The sequence below is a fragment of the Okeania sp. SIO2B3 genome (assembly GCF_010672525.1).
Lineage (GTDB): Bacteria > Cyanobacteriota > Cyanobacteriia > Cyanobacteriales > Microcoleaceae > Okeania.
Window position 1 is genome coordinate 16,579 of the sequence record NZ_JAAHGH010000006.1, and the last position, 19,086, is coordinate 35,664.

Annotated in this window: 12 protein-coding genes; 3 read left to right on the forward strand and 9 right to left on the reverse strand. The window is 33.3% G+C overall.

Annotated features, from left to right (window positions below; genetic code table 11):
* Positions 1–340: 340 nt before the first annotated feature.
* From F6K15_RS08005 to F6K15_RS08020, 4 genes are all read right to left on the reverse strand, one after another.
* Entirely contained in the window at positions 341–850 is a 510-nt protein-coding gene (locus tag F6K15_RS08005; protein ID WP_293059467.1) for a molybdenum cofactor biosynthesis protein B, read from the reverse strand.
* Positions 851–927: 77 nt separating this feature from the next.
* Positions 928–1,578, reverse strand: a complete 651-nt coding sequence (locus tag F6K15_RS08010; RefSeq protein WP_293059470.1) for a hypothetical protein — start codon at positions 1,576–1,578, stop codon at positions 928–930.
* A 93-nt stretch (positions 1,579–1,671) separates the two neighbouring features.
* Positions 1,672–2,007 carry a photosystem II reaction center protein Psb28 gene (gene psb28, locus F6K15_RS08015; RefSeq protein WP_293059473.1) on the reverse strand — a complete coding sequence of 112 codons (336 nt, stop codon included), beginning with the start codon at positions 2,005–2,007 and terminating at the stop codon, positions 1,672–1,674.
* Positions 2,008–2,643: 636 nt separating this feature from the next.
* Entirely contained in the window at positions 2,644–3,660 is a 1,017-nt protein-coding gene (locus F6K15_RS08020) for a M48 family metallopeptidase (RefSeq protein ID WP_293059476.1), read from the reverse strand.
* Positions 3,661–4,142: 482 nt separating this feature from the next.
* On the opposite strand from F6K15_RS08020, the gene F6K15_RS08025 reads away from it, so the two are divergent.
* The 3 genes from F6K15_RS08025 to F6K15_RS08035 all read left to right on the forward strand — a co-directional run bounded on the left by F6K15_RS08025 (position 4,143) and on the right by F6K15_RS08035 (position 6,914).
* Positions 4,143–5,240: an ABC transporter ATP-binding protein gene (locus tag F6K15_RS08025; protein WP_293059478.1), complete on the forward strand. Its 1,098-nt coding sequence runs from the start codon at positions 4,143–4,145 to the stop codon at positions 5,238–5,240.
* Between the two features lie 593 nt (positions 5,241–5,833).
* Entirely contained in the window at positions 5,834–6,634 is an 801-nt protein-coding gene (locus F6K15_RS08030; RefSeq protein WP_287278961.1) for an ABC transporter permease, read from the forward strand.
* A complete protein-coding gene (locus tag F6K15_RS08035) occupies positions 6,606–6,914 on the forward strand; it encodes a hypothetical protein (protein ID WP_293059484.1) in 309 nt (102 codons plus the stop codon). Before F6K15_RS08030 ends, F6K15_RS08035 begins: the two co-directional genes overlap by 29 nt.
* A gap of 92 nt (positions 6,915–7,006) precedes the next feature.
* Here F6K15_RS08035 and F6K15_RS08040 read toward each other — a convergent pair whose 3' ends face one another.
* The 5 genes from F6K15_RS08040 to F6K15_RS08060 form a co-directional block, all read right to left on the reverse strand.
* Complete coding sequence (locus F6K15_RS08040) at positions 7,007–8,497, reverse strand: hypothetical protein (protein WP_293059487.1); 1,491 nt, start codon at positions 8,495–8,497, stop codon at positions 7,007–7,009.
* Between the two features lie 129 nt (positions 8,498–8,626).
* A complete protein-coding gene (locus F6K15_RS08045; RefSeq protein WP_293059490.1) occupies positions 8,627–11,797 on the reverse strand; it encodes a hypothetical protein in 3,171 nt (1,056 codons plus the stop codon).
* Positions 11,798–11,958: 161 nt separating this feature from the next.
* Positions 11,959–14,682 carry a hypothetical protein gene (locus F6K15_RS08050; RefSeq protein WP_293059493.1) on the reverse strand — a complete coding sequence of 908 codons (2,724 nt, stop codon included), beginning with the start codon at positions 14,680–14,682 and terminating at the stop codon, positions 11,959–11,961.
* Between the two features lie 30 nt (positions 14,683–14,712).
* Positions 14,713–15,831, reverse strand: a complete 1,119-nt coding sequence (locus F6K15_RS08055) for a hypothetical protein (RefSeq protein WP_293059496.1) — start codon at positions 15,829–15,831, stop codon at positions 14,713–14,715.
* 459 nt (positions 15,832–16,290) lie between these two features.
* A complete protein-coding gene (locus tag F6K15_RS08060; RefSeq protein ID WP_293059498.1) occupies positions 16,291–18,456 on the reverse strand; it encodes a hypothetical protein in 2,166 nt (721 codons plus the stop codon).
* Positions 18,457–19,086: the final 630 nt, after the last annotated feature.

The window sequence follows — 19,086 nt, forward strand, 5'->3', positions numbered from 1 at the left end:
ATCTCTTTAGTCTATCTTGTATGAAGCAAGCAGAGGTTTAGTATCTATCCTGACTACTAACTACTAACAATCATACTGTTATTCAGCAAAACCTGATTTTAGGTTATTATAAGACTATAGCTAATGAGGCTTTAATATAGAATCCGGTTATATAGTATATGTTGATAATTCTATAGACATATACAGAAAAGAGGGAGTAGGGGAAAGAATTGATAATTTATGTGCAGTGATTAATTTTATTTTTGATCATTGGAGATGTCTGATAATTACTTCAATATTTAATCTCCCCTGCTCCCCACCAAAAACTATACAATAACTATTTAACCGAACATACTTTAATTTATATTCCATGCAACTGCCTTCTCAAGTGAACTAATTCTGGTAAAATTAGTTTTTCCATCCCTAGTCTAACTGCATTTCTAGAACCTGGAAGTGAAAAGACTAATTTACCTTGATAAGTTCCAGCAACAGCACGAGAAGCGATCGCCCTGGAGCCAATTTCTTGATAACTCAGCCATCGAAATAATTCCCCAAAACCAGGTAAAGTTTTTTCTAATAAATTCTCAATAGCATCGTAAGTTGTATCTCTTGGAGCTATTCCTGTACCACCATTCAAGATTACAGCATCTAGAAATTCTATCTGACATAGATGTTGCAGGTGTTTGACAACTTCCAATTTTTCATCTTTGATAATTATATATGCTGTGACGGAGTGCTCGGCATTTTTCAACAATTCCTGGAGTAACTGACCACTTTTGTCTGTTTCTGGAGTGCGGGTATCACTAACCGTAATCACAGCACAACTTAGAGAAATATTTTCAGGAGTTGGATGAGGAATTTGTTTATCCATAAGAAATATTCTGATGACTTTTAAAGTGAATTTTTCACCATCAGAGGATGATATAGTGAGGTGTTAAGAGCTTAAGACTAAGGGCAAGATTTAACAAATTCCCAAGTAAAGGGATTCTCCTCCTTGTCTTCTTTTGCTGTTAAAAAAGGAGGATCAAATAGGGCTAGAATATTACCATTACGACCATTAATAATGTAAACTTCCTCATTATATTGAATCGGTCCAACTTTACTTAAATCGGAGGCTCGTTCGATCAACCATTTAGTACTATCAGCATAATCCTTATATGTGGCACCATAACGATAACCGGAACCCCTCCAGTAGTAAAGACGGTCTCTGTCTTTAAATTTTCCAAGCCGATCGCGAGTCAACCTACTTTCTTTCCAATTTTCTTGTTCTATAGTCTCTTTATCTATAGTCTGAAGACCAATATAGTCATTTTCAAATATATTACCAAAAATAATAACTTTAAATCTTACAGCCATTGAGGAATCCAATGTTGTTGTCGGGTATTCATTATTTCCTGAGTCAGACCTTCCGATATAGATATACATATCCTCGCCATCTTCCTTCTGCTTACTTCTTAAAAAAATAACATCACCACCTTTAACGCTACCGGTATTTTCACACTCTGCTGCCAGAGGAGAACGCCCGGTTTTTAAGAAAACGTAGAACATCATCAAAGTAACAGAAGAAAGCACAGGGATGAATTTTTTTTGCTGGAACATCTGCGTTAGTCAACTTTTTTTATAGATGTCTTTTGGGCACTCCACTTTTAACTGTTCAACCCAGGCTTAAAATTTACTGGCCTGGGTAAACAATTAAGCCTGATTAAATTCTAAACCATGATCTTTAGCATAACGCTCCATGAACCGCATAAAGCGGTCCCAATCTTCTCTAGATTTCATCACATAAAGTCCCTCAAGGAATTTAGGCTCACCATTAATAAACTTGGCCTTAACTTCGCGACTGGTCATTTGGCCTTCTTCATCAATCATATACATTCCTGTAATATCTTCAGTAACATCCTGGCCTAAAGCCTTGGGGTCCTCAAAAATAAATGTGGCCGTCCCCTGATTACCGCTACGAGAACGGGTTAGACGTACTTCTGGTATAGCTTCTTCATCAACACCTTGAATAAATTGAATTGCACTCATCAGTATCTTTTTAATCCTTAAGAAATCATTAAAATATTATTATAAACACAATCCGATCGAGTTTCACAGAACTGAGTATATAAAAAAAGTCAAGAAAAACATAGATTTGGCTAAAAACTTTAAATAACAATAATTTTAGATAAATAATTTAACTCTTAATTAAGAGGAAGAATTTATCAGACTATTTCTGTAAGTTGGCATTAATAAAATCCCGATTTAATAACTTTAAATATTTACTCAATCAAATAGTATAAATATCAAGATATTTAACTTTAAATATAGTCTTTTATAGATACATTAATCATAAATTTTATATAGACAAAGATGCCAATTAATATCTAAATTTAATCATATATCAAGGAACGAGTTGGTCTTTGACTTATGTTGATGATGAACTCGAGGCATAGAAAAGCTTTTACAACTATTTCTTGCTATAGTTAATAGCTTGATTTGAATCTAAATCCCTATTTTACCTATTAATTTTTCAGTTTTTCTGCAAAATTCATATATTTTCACTTAATCAAGTTGTGAGCAACGTTCTACTACTAAAATACAATTATTTCATAGGCATAATTGTAATCAAATAAACCTATGAATATCTATAAATATAGACCTTATTAAATTTGATAATTTTCACTAATCAAATAAACGTTCTATATCATCTCCAGAGGAACCACCGCGACTAGAATTAACTCTCAAAGATTTTCCATCTTTAGACAAATCATAACTCAAAGGTTCAGTTTCAGAAACAAGGGCTTTTCCCTCTTCTGCTAGAGATGTAGCTGGAGATTTGACCATTAAATCTTTTAGGGCTTCAATACGTTTAGGTACGGCGGGATGAGTAGTATCAAATTCAGCACCTGGAGTTTGCAGCAAAACATTCATTGCTCTTAAACAACCCTCTGGTTCAAAACCTGCCTTTGCCGAATACAAATACCCCTTTTCGTCAGCCTCCAATTCTCTTTTACGGCTTTCTTCAGCCAAAGTTTGTTCTAACTCTTCTTTTTTCTGAGCTACAATTTCATTTATTTTTTCTTGGCTAGCTTTAATGCGTTGACGACTAGCAGTGCCCAAAACAGCACCACCAACTCTCCCTGCTCTGCCTCCAAATACTCTGGCTGCAGTACCTCCAATGGACATACCAGTTGCCTCTGCTTGAGCATCCTGTTTTTCTGCCAAAACTTCTTGTTGAGCCTCTTGTTCAATTTTTTCGATCAAAGCAAGTTTTTCTGGTGTGCTCAAAGCTATGTGCCTTTCAGTATGATGTGCCATTTCGTGGGCAACTACACAAGCTATGGCAGAGGCATCTCCTACAAGTTGGTCTAGGATGCCGTTGTACATCGCAATAAGATTGACTTCTGTAGCAAAGGCATTGATTTCATATTTGGGAAATATGATGATTCGCCAAGGTTTTTCGTCTAGTCCATTTGCTCTAGCAATACGGTCAACGATTCGATACAGTGCGTAAAGGTCATCGGGTAGTTCTTGTTTGGCCTGTTCGTATATATTTTTTGGTTGTTCGGTGTCTTTTGTCTGTTCTGTTGGGGTAGAATTTTCCGAGGAAGTAGTGTTGGCCTTAACTGATAGTTGATTATTTGGTAGTAGAAATGTGGCTACTGCTAATGTGGCTAGTATAGTTTTAATTTTTAACATGATTGATATTTTCACCCAAAGTTAAAGTTAAAATAATTTGTAAGCATTCAGCCATCAGCTATTGCTTTTAGTTTTAGATAAAAACTTTACTAATTGAGCCATAATTTATACTTACTATAAAAGCTGGCTGAAACAGTCTATATTAATTAAAACCCCCTTATGAGAGCTGACAGCTAATAGCTGTTTGCGCAGCATTCCGCAGGAAATACTTACACTAATTTTTTTGTGCCTAAAGTAAAGTTAGCATCTATAAAAATTTTTTGTTAAAAATAAGGTAAATAATTAAAGTTAAAACAATATTGATAGTTAGTTTTGTTATTAAAAATTTAGAATCAACTCACTTACATAAAATGGTAAATGATGATTTGATCGAATTTTATAGTCAGTGAGCAAAGCTATATTTTTACCCAAGATTTGAGGTAATTTACCTATTAATAGTTTATCATTAAAAGTTTAGACTTAATAGCTTATTTAAGGTCATAATGATTGAAGTTGAGAAGTTAAGCAAAATTTATGGTTCAACCTCAGCAATTAAGGAGGTATCCTTTGCTGTACAACAAGGAGAAATATTGGGATTTTTAGGTCCGAATGGTGCAGGAAAAACTACAACAATGCGGATATTAGCTGGATATTTGCCTGCTACGAGTGGTACGGCTAAAATTGCTGGTTATGATGTCCATGAAGATTCTATGGCAGTACGACAATTGATTGGTTATCTACCAGAAATTCCGCCTTTGTATCCAGAAATGACTGTGGAAAGTTTTTTATTTTTTGTGACAAGAATTAAACGTGTTCCTGCGGGCGATCGCTCTTCTAAAGTTAAGGTGGCAATGAAGAGATGTGGGTTATTAGATAAGCGGAAAATATTAATTAGAAAACTTTCTAAGGGTTATAAACAAAGGGTTGGTATTGCTCAAGCTTTGGTACATGACCCGCAGGTAATTATATTAGATGAACCTACTGTTGGTCTTGACCCTAGACAAATTATTGAAGTTAGGAATTTGATTAAGAGTCTTGCTAATGACCATACAATTATTTTATCTACTCATATTTTGCCTGAAGTTAGCATGACTTGTAATCGAGTGACGATTATTAATTATGGTGAAATTGTCGCTACAGGTAGTCCTGAAGAAATGAGTAATAAATCAGCAAGTGGGTGGGGATATGAGGTAGAAATTGAGGGAGAAAATCAGGCAATGGAAACAGGATTAAAATTATTAGCTGAAGTTCCGGGGGTTCAATCTCTAGAAAAAGTTAAGTCAGATAATGAAAGTCGCTTCAGAATACAAATAAAATCTCAACCAGATATGGAACCAGGAAAAGAAATTGCTAATACTATAGTTACAAATGGTTTGAGTTTATGCGAGTTGCGCCGAACTCGTGCTAGTTTAGAAGATGTTTTCTTAGGGTTAACTACAGGTGAAATTCCTAAAAAATCATCGATTGAAGTATCGGCAAATTCTGTCATAAATAGAGTGAATAATGACCGAAATATTGAACTTCATAAAAATCACAATCCTCTTCCCGATCCTTGGCAAGAGGTGACAGAAACAGATGGTCAAGAAGAAAAGAAAAATTAAGGTGATCGTTCAACAATTAATAATTAATAATTAATAATTAATAATTAATAATTACCTATCCTTGAAAAGAAGAGGATTGAGTCGAAAGAAAATTTTTTATTTTTATCCTCTTAAAAGAGGAGGCTTTCCACCACAATTTTTCGGTAAGCATAAGGAGGAGGTAAAAGCAATTGAAAAATTGAGAGGGAATTAAAAGTTACCAAATAATTAAGGTTTAAAGCCTCTCCTTTAAAGGAGAAACAAGAAAAAATTTTCCTATTATTCAATCCTCTTCCTTCTAGGGAGAGGTAATTATCAATTATCCATTATCAATTATCCATTATCCATTATTAGAGATGTCTATTTAATCTCCCCCCACTCCCCCACTTCCTTCCGTATCCGTGTATCCGTGCCATAATCCGTGTGAGCCACTCCCCCACTCTCAACTATATCAGGAATTACGCAAATTCTTAGACAATACGCTATCCGTAGGGGGCGAATGCCATTCGCCCCTACTAGATATGGCGGTTATGCGTAAGTCCTGTATATAATAAGTATTCAACCGGATTTTATATCATTTCCAGACCACAAAAAAATCAAAAGGATATTAAGCAATGCTAGTAGTAATTAGCAATATTTTGGCAATCTACAGAAAAGAATTACAGGGATATTTTGCATCACCATTAGCTTATGCAATTACAGGAATATTTTGGCTATTGGCAGGATATTTTTTAGTTGCTATTTTGTTAGGACCAGATGGAATTATTCAACAAATTGCGACTAGAGACCAATTAGGAATTACTGAACCGCCAGTTGATGCACCATACGAATTTTTGAAGGCTTATCTGGGTATTATGGGTTCTCTTTCTTTATTTTTACTGCCGATGTTATCCATGAGTTTATATGCGGAAGAAAGAAAAAGAGGAACTTTGGAATTATTAGCTACTTCTCCGATTACAAACTGGGCAGTTGCAACAGGAAAGTTATTAGCTGTATTAACATTTTATATTTCTATGGTATTGCCATTGTTAGGATTAGAAGCTATTGCTATTGGTGCTGCTGAACCGCCTATTTCGCCAGTGTTACTTTTGTTAGGACATGGAGGTTTGATTTTACTAGCTGGAGCAGTCTTATCATTAGGAATGTTTATCTCTTCTTTGACAGATAGTACAATTTTATCTGCGATTCTTACCTTTGCTTTAGTATTATTTTTGTGGGTAATTGATGTTGTAGCAAATAATGTAAGTGGTCCTTTAGCAGAGGCATTAAGACATTTATCAATGCTGACACATTACACTAATATTATTCAGGGACTTGTGGATACTAGCAGTATAATTATGTTGTTGAGTTATATTGTTTTGGGAGTATTTTTAACTGCTCAATCAATTGATGCTTTACGGTTTCAGCGGTCTTAATAGGGAAGGAAGAAGGAAGAGGGAAGAAGGAAGAAGGGAAAGAAAGGTTTATAAGGAAGAAGGAAGAAGGAAGAAGGAAGAAGGAAGAGGGAAGAAGGAAGAAGGAAGAAGGAGGAAGGGAAAGAAAGGTTTACAGCGGTTTTCATTTCAGCAGACCATAGTAGGGGCGAATGGCCATTCGCCCTTACAGGGTTTTGGTTATGAAGATGTGGTTTATCAATCTAAAAAGCGCTGTATAAGGGAGAAGCTTTTTATCAATTTAGTTAGAGTGAGCATCTGATCCAATCCTCTTATTTATAAGAAGAGTAAGAAGAGGTAATTCTAAGTTATTAATTCTAAATTATTAATTCTTGAATCTATATTTCAACTTCTTTATAATTCCGTGGTGTCATCATCAGGCAGATAAAATGTAATATTATCACTATTATTTTCCTGTTGGTTTTTGATTAACCTTTCCCCTTCTTTGATAACCCAATCTGTAAACTTTTTTTCATCATTTATAACCCATTGGTTGTTCTGATTTTTGGCAATCCATTCTGTTTCATTGGAAAGTCTTTGGAGTAACTTTTGGTATTGTGTATTATTTTTTTGATTCTCTTGAAACAGTTTGTTGTCTATCTCTGCATCATTCTCTGCATCATTAAAATTAATTGCTTGAAATAATTTATCCAAAAATTCTGTTCCTGTTCCTTCTATTGGTAAAGTTATTGTTTTAGGAGTCTTTTTAGCAGTATTTTTAGGTTTAGAAGTGGGAGGAATTTCAATTCCTATTCCTAATAAAATAATACAACCATCAACAAGTAGAGCCATAAAAGCTGATGCAATGCCAGCTTCTTCACCTTTTCCAATCTTCAGAAAAGGTTCAATAATTCTGACTCTAGCATCTTGATCAAAATACTTTGCTTGGAGTTCTTTGTATTTTGGATTTAGGGGGTCTAAACTACCTTTATATTTTTCTGGCAAACAAACAAATTCTGGTTCTGTTGGTAAGCATTTTGGTTTGACTTCAGCTAAAGCTTTACGACCTGCATCAAAAATTTCCTGTGGTTCTTTTCCTTCTAATTCATATTCAAAAAAAGGTCTTAATTGATTAGCTACTCGCTTCACTCCATTGAGTCTAATTTGCAGTTGATTTTTTTCTCTGATTCGTTGCTTAAATATAGGTCCTTCCCCTGGATTAAAAGAGCCTCCTGTCCCACCTACTTCATTTTCTATTTCTTGATTTTTCGCCCTAATTTCATCTTCTAATTGTTGAGCTTTTTCTTCAATAGGAGTAAAAATTTCATTCACTAAATTTTGATGAGCAGATATGGCTCTATTTAAGCCATCTTTTTCTCGTGTTTCTGACACTAAAGTATCATAATAAGCAAAGAAACTGGTATAAACGCTAATAATAGAAAAAGAACCTACGGCCATCCATTTTAACCAGCGAGCGTGTTTAAGAGTGGAACCTGAAGTTAATAGAAATAATAATGCTTGAATAACAGCACCACTAGACCAACCTACATACCAAGGTAAGATTTGTGCTGCTCCATACATGGTTGTAAAACCACTGGTAATGTTCAGCATAATTAACGCTATGAGCAGTTTAGTATCCTTTTCGGGTTTTGGTTCGGTATTTATATGATTGTCTGTTTGAGAATTTGTTTTATTGCTGCCATTATTTCCGTTATTTCCATTATTATTTGTCGAGTACGAATAATTTTTTGTACTATCTGTTTGTGACTTTTGTTGCCTTCTTTGGTGAGGTTTTTTTATGCCACATTCACGACACTCATTTTCGTCTGGGGACATTACTTGTAGAATGTGGCGATTATTTTCATCTCCGCTACATTCCCAGAATCCATTTTCTTGATTGTTCATAACACAAATAATCTATTCATTTAATTAGGTTGTTATTTACTTATGATAGTTTGAAAAATTGTAGATTAACTTCAGAATACAAAGTTCAAGCTGGAATTTTATTTCTCTGTAAGATATTTAAGATATTTCTCAACGTATTACCTCATTATATGATATCTCGCTCTTCAGAGTATTATCGGCGTAAGGCATAATTTCTAACAGGTCTGAATTATTGTAGAAAAGCCTACATTTACGAATAAAATTTTTCAGACTTTGAAGGTCTTGAAACTGACTGACTATTTCTTTTGCAGAATTTATCAAATGCTCCTTTTCTTCCTGAGAAAATTTTTCTGATCTCTTATACAAATTGATTAATGATAATGACAATGAATTTCCACTGAAACGCCAATAAACATCTATTAGTTTCAGACAATCTTTATTGCTCAATTTTGGTAATAATTCTTCCGAATTTAACAACTTCCATAAATTTTCATCAATTGATTTTTGCCGACTCCAGATTTCAGCTATGTACTCTATCAGTTCTCCACTAATTAACTCGACAGGAGTATCATTACTTAAATCTAAATTTTCATGTTTATTTGCCCAATAAATAAATTTACATACATATTTCTGGTAAGTACCTGTTAGATTTTCTCGCATTTTTTTCAATGTTTTACGATTCAGCAATGACCAAGCTTCACTATCCATAAATTCTGTTTTTACCTTTTCACTTTCCTGGTGAGTATCCAATAATTTGAGCCATGTTTCTAGCATCTGAACAGGAAAAGCTTCTCCGATAGTTTTATCCAAAAAAATAGTTTGTTTTATATCGTCTTCGTAAAGAACATTTGAAAGTTCTTGCCAATTTATCCAGCGATTAGAATTACTATCTATAACTAGGTTGCTTAATATTGAAAGTAGTTTAATTTTGTCTGGAGAGTTATTTGGTTTGTCTAGAGATTTATCTGAAAATTTGTCTGGAGAGTTATCTGATTTATCTGAAGATTTATTTGGAGAATCTTGGAAGCTACTATCTGGAATTTCCCTTGAGGTTAAAAATAATTCTAATGGATCTGGAGAGTTATTTGATTTGTCTAGAGATTTATCTGAAAATTTGTCTGGAAATTTATTTGGAGAATCTTGGAAGCTACTATCTGGAATTTCCCTTGAGGTTAAAAATAATTCAAATGGATCTAGAGATTCATCTGGTTTGTCTGAAGATTTATTTGGAGAATCTTGCAAACTACTATCTGGAACTTCGCTTTGTGAAGATTTATCTGAAAATTTGTATGGAGACTCATGGGTAAATTTGTCTGTAGATTTATCTTGAAAATATTGAGAATTAAACCATTGATAAACTTCCATAAAATTATCTGCCTGAAATTTTACTCTCTCTTCTAGAAAACTGATGCTCTTTTCAATAGCAGATTCTAATAATGGCAAACTTTGTTCATAAGTTGGTGAGTGAGATTTTAGGCAAGTCAGATAAAGTTTACTAGCTTCATAATTGCTAAGTTTTAAACCATTAGCAATCTCAGGAATATGGAAAATACCTTTGTCTTTTTCCAATAAATAGAAATTCAGAGAACCGAATGTATCAGTAAAATTTTCCTGCCAAAATTTCTTTAAATTACTTTTTTCAAAAGTTTCTCCATCTATAACAGGAAATTTAGGAAAAAGTCGTTCGATAAATAATCTTTTAAAATCACCACTCGTAATTCTTCCAACTAATGCTAAATCCCATAGTTGGAATTTTTCTTTTTCAGAACGAAATATCTTTTCACAACCAATTATTAGTTTTTCTAATTCTGGATAGTTTTTTGTAGTAGAGTGTTGCTGAAGTACTGGATTATTTATCTGTAATTTAGCATTGATACCTCCAGACTTGTTATCCAAATATTCAATGCTTTCTTGAGAAATGTTTATTATCAGTTTTAAGCAAGCATTTTGTAATGTCTGTAAAATCTCAGGAATTAGATTTTCATCATTTGCAAAAAATTCTATAAACTGATTTTCTATGAGAATTGCTAAGGAATTAAAAAATTTATTATCTGCTTTGACTATCTCTAAAAATTTATCTGGCAAATAACGATAGATTTTACATAACAGAGTCTTCATTAAGTCGCCATTATTTTCAGCATTTGGCAATGCTTCCCACCATATCTCTAAAAGTTCTAAATTTTGACTATCTGGAATCGATAAATTTTCCCTCATTTCAGAGAGAAAACTTAGCACCTTATTTTTCATTGGAAGAATATACTTGCGCCAGATTTCAATTTTTTCTCGTTTCTCTGCTGGGTAATTAAAAATAAAATCTATTGATGGATGATTTAACTTCAACCAACCATCTACTTCCTCAAATTCCCAAGCTAAATTATTAGAATCATCCTTAGTAGTCTGGTCAAGGTATTCGCATATAGTGATTAAATTTTCATATTTATCCTTGTTCGGAGCAATAAAATATTTCACATATTCGTGGTCTAGATATTCCTCTTTATCAAACTCCTCTTTACTAAAATCTAACCACACCATATTTTCAGGTAAAGAACGTATTGAAGAACCATCTAACTTAACTATTATTTGTGCCCACTTGCAATATTCAGGGTCAACCGAACCTAGAGCTAAAGAAATTTCGTTACGCAAATTAGTAGGCAGAAAAAGCAAAAGATTATCTAGAAGTAATAATAGCGATCGTGTCTTTTTTGGGTTTTGGTCAGTAAGTAGTAATCTTTTACCACTCAAAATTACATCTAACGCTTGGAGCAAAATCTTTTGCTCAGAATTTTTAAGTTTTTTCCAGACCTTTTCTATGCTCTCCCTTACTTTTTTCTCTGTAGTTTCTGTTGCTAGTAAAGATTCAAAATCTTCCGGGCCCAAAAGCCAAGATTTTTGCTCAGAATCATCAAGTTGATTATTACTGAAGGTGGGAATTGACATCTTAGCTAGATATCCCAACAACCTACAAATTTGATTATTAAATCTAGCTATTTCTGTTTCAGATACAAAAATAAAACGGTGCTGGAAAAATGAGCGATCGCCACTGCTCAAAAAGAAACTTTTATCTTTATTAAAAGCAGGACTAGCTTGAATAAGTATAAATTTTTTTTCGGGCAAAATCCGAGTATTATTCCTACAAATCCCTACAGCTTGAGAATTAAGATCGCTACTTTGGCTGCCCCAAAAAGAATAATTTATCTTTATATCTGCTAAGTCTGACGAATTATTGTTTAAATTTTCACTGTAATAAACTACACGGTATCCACTATCATTTCCTACAAATTTACCATATATAAACTGGTCAAATTTAGACTCTTGTGACATGATATGTATCTCTGAAACTAAAATTGTATTTAAGTATTGAAATTTGCAGAATAATTATCAGAAATATTTGGTGAACATTCCTTAATTCCTTGTATTAGCCATTCAACAGGTGAATACATATTTATTGGGTTGAAATTTGCTTTTGTATCAATTTTATATTTCTATAAAAACATATAAAGTATGATTTTTTTCATGGTTTGAAGGTCTTCACACTGATTTACTATTTCTTTTGCACTATTCATCAAAGACTCCTTTTCTTCTAGAGAAAAATTTTTCGCTCTCTCATATAAATTTGTTAAGGATAGCGACAATGAATCTGCACCTAAACGCCAGTGAACATCTATTAACTTCAGACAATCTTTATCGCTCAACTTTGGTAATACTCTTTCCGAATTTAACAACTTCCACAGACTTTTATCAATTGATTTTTTCTTCTCAAGCCAGATTTCAGTGATATACTCTATCAGTTCTCCACTAATTAACTCGACAGGAGTATCATTACTTAAATCTAAATGTTCATGTTTAATTGCCAACTGAATAAATTTGCCTACATATTTTTGGTAAGTACCTGTTAGATTTTCTCGCATTTTTCTCAATGTTTTACGATTCAGCAATGACCAAGCTTTACTAGCCATAAATTTTGCTTCTACCTCTTTACTTTCCGGGTGATTATCCAATAATGTGAGCCATGCTTCTAGCACCTCAACAGGAAAATATTTTCCTATAGTTTTATCTAGAAAAATCGTTTGTTCTATATCGTCCTTGTAAAGAATATTTGAAAGTTCTTGCCAACTTATCCAGCGATTAGAATTACTATCTGTAACTAGCTTGCTGAATATTGAAACTTTGCCTGGAAACTTACCTGGTTTGTCTGGAGATTTATCTTGAAAATATTGAGAATTAAACCATTGATAAACTGCCATAAAATCATTTGCCTGAAACTTCAGTTTCTCTTCTAAAAAACTGACGCTCTTTTCAATGGCAGATTCTAATAATGGCAAACTTTGTTCACAAGTTGGTGAGTGGGACTTTAGGCAAGTCATATAAAGTTCACTAACTTCAGAATTGCTAAGTTTCAAACTATTAGCAATCTCAGGAATATGGAAAATACCTTTGTCTTTTTCCAATAAATAGAAATTCAAAGAACCGAATGAATCATGAAAATATTTCTCCCAACATTCCTTTAAATTACTTTGTTCAAAAGTTTCTCTCTCTAGAACATGAAAAGTAGGAAAAAGTCGTTCGATAAACAATCTTTTAAAATCACCACTCGTCATTCTTCCAACTAATGCTAAATCCCATAGTTTGAACTTCTCTTTCTCAGAACGAAATATTTTTTCACAACCAATTATTAGTTTTTCCAGTTCTGGATAATTTTTTGTAGAGGGTTTCGGAGGTGGTAGATACTTTGTATGTAATGAAGTGTTTCTACCTCCAGACTTGTTATACAAATCTTCAGTGCTTCCTTGAGAAATATTTCTTATCAGTTCTAAACAAGCATTTTGTAATTCCTGTAAAATATCATTCCTGAGATTTTCATCTGCCAAAGAATCTATAAATTGATTTCCAATTAGAATCTCTAAAGAATCAGAAAACTTACTACCTGCTTCTACTATCTCTAAAAATTTATCTGGCAAATAAAGATAGATTTTACATAACAGAGTCTTCATTAAGTCGCCATTATTTTCAGGTATTGGCAATGCTTCCCATAAAAACTCTAAAAGTTCTAAATCTTTACTATCTGGAGTAGATAAATTTTCCCCAAACTTATCCAGAAAACTTTGCACCTTCTCTTCCATTCTGGGAATGTACTTGCCCAAAATTTCAATTTTGTCTGGTTCCTCTGCTGGGTAATTAAAAATAAAATCTAGTGATGGATGGTTTAACTTCAACCAACCATCTATTTTCTGAAATTCCCAAGCAAAATTATCAGAATCATCCTTAGTAGTCTTATCAAGGTATCCGCATATGGTAATTAAATTTTCAGATTTATCCTTGTTTGGGGCAATAAAATCTTTAACATATTCGTGGTCTAGATATTCCTCTTTTTCAAACTCCTCTTTACTAAAATCTAACCACACCATATTTTCAGGTAAAGAACGTATTGAAGAACCATCTAACTTAACTATTATTTGTGCCCACTTGCAATATTCAGGGTCAACCGAACCTATAGCTAAATAAATTTCGTTACGCAAATTAGTAGGTAGGAAAAGCAAAAGATTATCTAGAAGTAATAATAGCGATCGTGTCTTTTTTGGGTTTTGGTCAGTAAGTAGTAATCTTTTACCATTCAAAATTACATCTAGTGCTTTAAGCAAAATCTTTTGCTCAGAATTTTTAAGTTTTTTCCAGACCTTTTCTATGGTCTCCCTTACTTTTTTCTCTGTAGTTTCTGTTGCTAGTAAAGATTCAAAATCTTCCGGGCCCAAAAGCCAAGATTTTTGCTCAGAATCATCAAGTTGATTAAGATTACTGAAGGTGGGAATTGACATCTTACCTAGATATCCCAACAACCTACAAATTTGATTGTTAAATCCAGTTATTTCTGTTTCAGATACAAAAATATAACGGTGCTGGAAAAATGAGCGACTGCCACCTCTAGAAAAGATACCTTTATCTTTATTAAAAGCAGGAGCAGCTTGAATAAGTAGAATTTGTTTTTCTTTTGGCAAAATCCGAGTATTATTCCTACAAATTCCTACAGCTTTATGATTAAAGTCGCTACTTTGACTTCCCCAAAAGTAATAAATTTTTTCATGTATGTCTTCCAGCTCTGAAATATTATTGTTTAAATTTTCACTATAAGAAACTAGACGGTATTCACTATCCTTTTCTGCAACAAACTTACCATAGATAAACTGGTCAAATTTAGACTCTTGTGACATAAGGTTATATCTCCATAACTAAAATAGCTTTTAAGTATTAGAATCCGATGAAGAAGTATTTGAAATATTTGGTGGACAACTCTTTATTCCTCTTACTAACCATTCAATAGGGGAAAATATATTTATTGGATTGAAAGGTGCTTCTGTATCAATTTTATATTTGTTGGGATTAATGTCTTCTGTCTTGATATTTTCCTTTCCAAAATCGTATGGATCTGGATCGTCTTGCTCGTATGTTGAAAATATAGGATCTTCTTCAGATTCAGCTTTGGATGTTGTGCTTTTTTGTTTTTCTTCTTTGTCGAGAATAACAGGAGATTTTACATTACCATCACTATCTTTGTAGGTTCCAAAAGCAGAAATATAAAATAACTGACAACGATTTTCTCGAGTAGGATTTATATTCAATCTAGGATTATCTTTAGATTTATCTTTAGGTTTTTCTATTTGTGCATGAAAAAAGCCTTTTAACCATTGTAACTTGACGTTTGGTCCTTTCCCTAACATTTCTAGAAACATCTGTTCGGGATACTGATATTTTTCTTGCAATAACTTTTGATTAACTTCTGGATGATCTATTTTAGTAATGCCAAAAGCTACATACTGCTCTAATGGTTTTCGACCACTTTTCCTTTGCATTGCGATAAATAGTTTCATTAGTAAAGTATGATATGGTTTAGTTTGTTTATCCTCCTGTAACGGACTGAGTAAAAATATAATCCCATGACATTGAAGGAGATAGTCAACAACAGTATTCTCTTGACTATTTTCATCAAGAAAATCATGATAAGGGTCTCTTAAAATATCTCCGGCAATGTCTAAAAATGTTAATTCAGTATTGCTTCCATCCTCATTATTGATCGTGTAGGAATACTTGCTTTTTTTTCCTGCTGTTGCTGTAGGAGATACAAATATTCCTCTATCCAAAAGTTCCATACCATTATTAATATATTCTTCTGTATCCCAATCGGTTATTTGAATCTTCCCTTCATTAAGTAAATATTCATATAACCTGAGCATATAAACAGATTTTCCTGCGTGGTGAAAACCCCAAATTCCTAAACGAATTTGTGAAGGAATTGGTCGTGGTTTTGGACTCGGTTCATTGACTGGTTCATTGACAGTTTCGTTTGCTTTTGTATTAAACATAGACGAAATTTACCTCGTATATAAGTAGCTTTACCTGAATCTAAATTTCCAGCATATTTGACAGTACAGAAAAACTATAAATGGATGTTTATAGAACGCCCAAATACTTCTATTATAATTGCTCTTTACAAGATAAAGCTTCATCTACTAGAGCAAACCATTGTTTCTGTAATTCTTTTTGTTCTTCTAACTCCTGAAGTAGTTTTACCTGAATATAAATTACCCGCAATTTGACACCACAGAAAAACTATAAATAGACGTTGATAGAACGCCCAAATATTTCTATTATAATTGCTCTTTACAAAATAAAGCTTCATCTATTAGAGCAAACCACTGTTTCTGTAATTCCTTTTGTTCTTCTAACTCCTGAAGTAGCTTTATTTGAATCTAAATTTCCAGCATATTTGAAAGTACAGAAAAACTATAAATGGACGTTCATAGAACGCCCAAATATTTCTATTATAATTGCTCTTTACAAGACAAAGCTTCATCTACTAAAGCAAACCATTGTTTCTGTAATTCCTTTTGTTCCTCTAACTCCTGAAATTGTGACCAAATTAGACTTCGATTTTTACTTAATAAAATATCCCATTCCTGTTCCACTCCTTTTGCACGAGTAATATGGTCTGCAAATTCTTCTACCATTGAAACTTTTGTCCGGTTAACAGATACCCCTAGTTTATCCAAAGTTTTTTGACACACTTCAATAGCATTTTGATGGCGCTGTTCAAGATTAGTCAAAATATTATCTATATTATCTGGTGTGTTAATAGGTTTCATCGGATCTGCAGGCAAAACTTCACTAATTTTTTGCCATACATAGGACTGCATAAAACCTTTATACATAATTTCAAAAGATGCAATGAACTGAAACCCCCTCGCTAAATTTGGTAAGTTGTTTGTTTTAGCTAATAACTTTGCAAAAGCCTCCAAAAAATCTGTATTTTCTGTTTCTACTAAACCTCCTATTCCTAAGTTGATAAATATATCTGCCAACTCTGACTTAGTTTGATTATGAGACTCTTTCAAACCATCCTCCATTGTCTGAAAATGTTTCAATATACCAGGTCGCATTTGTTGTATTGCTCGGAAATAAGCTCCATCAATTCCTTCCCGCTTTGCCCACATTTCAATATCTATAAAATCAGGAATATCTCCTTTTTTTTGACATCTATTAATTACTGCATTAACCTGAGATTTAAACTCCTCATTTAGTTGTGAAAGTTCTGCTCTTAATTTCTCTCGAAATCCTTCAATACTTTCGTATAGTTTTGGTAAAAATTGTTCTCTTAGTTTCACATATTCAGTATCAACATCCCCATAACCAGCGATCGCTTGCCTTACTGCTGCCAATTTTTCCTCTATCCAACTTTGAAAATTCCTCAAATCTCTCGACGCAGCAGACATATATTGTTTGTCTAAGTTTTTCATATTTGTTGTCAGATAATCAAGCACTTTTTCCATAACTTGATTTGCTGCATTTGAATTTTTGCAGTTAGCTTTCAAACATTGTTTAACATGGATTCCTTTCCTAGGCATAGTATTCTCAAAATCCAGAGATAACTGTTCATTTTCCCCATCCTGATTTAGTAACATAAAAACCCATTCTTTCAAAGGAAGTTTCTCCTTCAAAGCTTGAGAAGCTACATCATATAAATTCACATCTTCCTTCCGTAAAAAATCCCCCGTTCCTTTTTTTCCTGGTCTCCGAATCAACAGAATAAAATCAATATCTTCCGCCAAAGCTTTAATCATTCTTTCTGTATCACCCAGTCTAGTATCTCCCAAACCAGGCATATCAACCAAGGCTAATTTTTTCACTCCTACTTGAGGGAAAGGGCAAAAAATTTCCACCTTTTCTACAGCTAAATGATTGAAAAATAGTGGATGACTTTTAGCATCATAACTTTGTGAAACATACTCTCTTATTTTATGTTTTGGAACCTTAATAAAACGCTTTTCCGACTGCAATAAATCAGAATATTTATTCAGATGAACATAATAATCCTGTCGCAAATGTTCATAAATAGCCTCAGCTTGAGCAGGTTGGCGAGGATTAATAGGCTGAGAAGGAAATGGCAAATTAGCAAACTCATGGAGATTTTTCGGAATATTTTCAAAGCCTAACTCTTGATAATAAGGTGTAATAATCTCCTGAATAAAAGAAGATTCAGAATGAAAATAAACCTTAGCATAAGTATCCCCTTCGTAATGATAAATATTACTTTGAACAGTAGTACAAGGCAAGCGATCGCTACTAGGAATAATCCCTTCATCTTCTTCATCTGTTAGTCCAGCTACATTTTGTAGAAAGGTACTTTTACCTTGACGTGCTAACCCCACAACACCAATATTAATTGTGTCGCGATTAAGTCTTTGCCAGAGATTTTCCCAGACCTTACGTTCTTGAGCAATTCGGTTTAGTATTGTCTGAAAATCAATTTGATAAAGTTGTTGAACTCCCATGGAAGAAGTAGTTGATAATCTAAGAATTGATTCCTGTAAATCTTTAAGTTTACTTATCTTTAATTCCAGACAATTAAAATAATCCACAGATTTTTTAGGAATATCTGCAGTAGCTTTCCGCTTGCGAATAATTTCACTGATTAAATCTTCTAAAAGCATAATTTTTAACTAATTGAGATTTTTTTGTGTAAGAAGGAAGAAGGAAGAAGGAAGAATTTAGTCTAGTAGGAGCGGGTTCCGCGTTAAATTAATGGTGTTAAAAATTATCTGATGAACCCCCCACCCCAAGGATATAATGCACACTAAACCGACAGAACTAAAATGGTGCGTTACGACGGATGGTTAAATGCCTTTCACAGTCTAAATTTTAGAAATCTAACACACTCTATGAGTTGTGGTACTACAAATTTTATTGCCCCTATTCATACCTAACCTCCTAAAAATGTTAGATTAATTTTGTCCTGCTACTTATTTATCAGGATAACAATTCAGAAATATGCACTTCAACAGCAAAAATTTTTTCAACTTATCCCCTTATATATTTCTGTACCAGGTAGAATTAATGCAAAGTGGGGATAGAAATTTTTGAGAATAGGGAGTAGAGAAATTAGGTATAATACTAAAGGTATAATACTAAGGGTGAAAAAATAATGTAAGGATGTCTTTTGACAAAAGAAATTAAGTAGGTAGGCACAAATAAACTTAACTATTCAACAAAATTTTGATGTAGTCAAAACCATTGATATTGCTTTCCGTTCCGGAATGCTCTGCAAACCTTCCACTCTGTTC